Here is a 1618-nt window from a genome sequence, read left to right on the forward strand (position 1 = left end):
CACGATCGGTCACTTGCCGGACCGCCTCGATCTTGAACTCATCCGTATACCGCTTACTGCTCATGGACACCTCCGAATCAGCCATTTTCCATGGCCTTGAGATGTCTAAGAAATCCTGGGCGTATCACTACTTGCCTTGCGCTGATGCAGCGATCGCGGCTTTTACATCGCAAGAGAAAGGACAGCAGGCGAGCCACGCTGTGCCGCCCGCGGCTGCTCCTGTACAGGTGGAAGTGCTGCACGTGTCCGGCGTGCCGGAAGCGTGCAAGCACTGCGGCGGCACAGCGTTTGAATGGTTCGCACACAAGCGCGCCGCGTCCGATGTCGTGGACGGCCGTCTACGGACGCACGAGGTGCAGTGCAGCTTTGTGCTTGGGTGCCTGGATTGCTCGGAAACACTGATGGTTGTGGCAGCCGATACGATTGCCGGGATGCTCAGCACCCGTTCCCAGTAGGAAGCGGCAGGAGAGGATGCGTGAGCCGAATTGAAATGGCGATCTTGCTCCGGCTTGCATCAAGCAAAGAGCGAATGATCCCCAGCACGATTGGATACTGCTTGATCGGCAGCGGAGACATCGTCCCGCGCAGAGAAAAACCCAACGCGCAGGGCGCGGCACTCATGGTCGTAAGACCGCTCCACCACTTGGAGCGAATGAAGATGATCGACTACTGGGACCGCGAAGGCGAACAACGCGGTTACGCAATCACACAGACGGGCCGTCACGCCCTTCTGAGCATGCAGGCCGAGCCGGTCGGTGGGACGCAGTCGTAAACCGAAAGAAGGACGCGAGGTACACGGGGCACCTCACGCACTTGCTGTCGAGGCCAGTACCAGCACGTAGCCATGCTTACCAACATTTCAAACGGAGAGGACAATGTCTGAGAACAGCGAACACAAAGTTATCCGTACTGCGCCAGCGCCGGTCATTGCCCACGGACAGGACAACCCTGCCCCGAACATCACTCCGGCGGCGCTTGCCCAAAGATTGAACTGCTATGCGGATGAACTCACGGAAGTTGGACGGGCTTATAGCGCGACATTGCTACGCGCTGCAGCTTGCGCGATCTTCGAGCTGCTGAAAGCGAAAGCGCAGGCAGCCAACAGCACGACCGTGCCCGACAGGAAAGACGAGTTCGAACCGCAATCATCGAATCACCGCAGCTACAACAGCGGCTGGAACGCTTGTCGCGCCGCCATGCTTGGGTCCCCCACGCTGCCGCCGGTCCAACGCGTGGATCTGCCCGAAGCCATCACTGCGGCTGCGACGAAGTGATGGCCCAGCAACTGCTGCTGCCTGCTGCAAACGAGCAACAGATCGAGGCGAAGATCGAAGCAATCCTTGCCAGCCGGCAGCACTGCAACGCAAGCGGCCAAGCCGGAGAGGATGTGCACCTGATCCGAGCCCAGCTGTCGCAGAAATCCCAAGAGAGCGCCACGGCTCACGAGTCTGTCCTCGCTACGAACCACCTGACTGCCAAGCAGTCGGAAACCTAAGGAAGCTCTGAACAACGCACCACAGATACGCGACACTACCCGCCTCATCATGTAGAGGATCATCTATGCAGCTGACGTTCGGTGACGCTGAGGGCCTGGGCAAGCGCAAGCAGACCCGGCGCG

General features: G+C 59.6%; 4 protein-coding genes. All 4 read left to right on the plus strand.

The genetic code is table 11. The features are described 5' to 3' along the window. The first annotated feature begins 62 nt into the window (after positions 1-62). A complete protein-coding gene (locus F7R02_RS25190; RefSeq protein ID WP_216349951.1) occupies positions 63-455 on the plus strand; it encodes a hypothetical protein in 393 nt (130 codons plus the stop codon). Between the two features lie 20 nt (positions 456-475). Then, the gene (locus tag F7R02_RS25195; RefSeq protein WP_139371059.1) at positions 476-772 is read left to right on the plus strand and encodes a hypothetical protein; all 297 of its coding nucleotides are present in this window, start codon (positions 476-478) and stop codon (positions 770-772) included. Positions 773-875: 103 nt separating this feature from the next. Continuing rightward, entirely contained in the window at positions 876-1274 is a 399-nt protein-coding gene (locus tag F7R02_RS25200) for a hypothetical protein (RefSeq protein WP_078590770.1), read from the plus strand. Next, positions 1274-1495: a hypothetical protein gene (locus tag F7R02_RS25205; RefSeq protein ID WP_235857475.1), complete on the plus strand. Its 222-nt coding sequence runs from the start codon at positions 1274-1276 to the stop codon at positions 1493-1495. Before F7R02_RS25200 ends, F7R02_RS25205 begins: the two co-directional genes overlap by 1 nt. The last annotated feature ends 123 nt before the right edge of the window (positions 1496-1618 follow it).

Origin of the sequence: Xanthomonas cissicola (assembly GCF_008801575.1) — a bacterium.
GTDB lineage: Bacteria > Pseudomonadota > Gammaproteobacteria > Xanthomonadales > Xanthomonadaceae > Xanthomonas > Xanthomonas cissicola.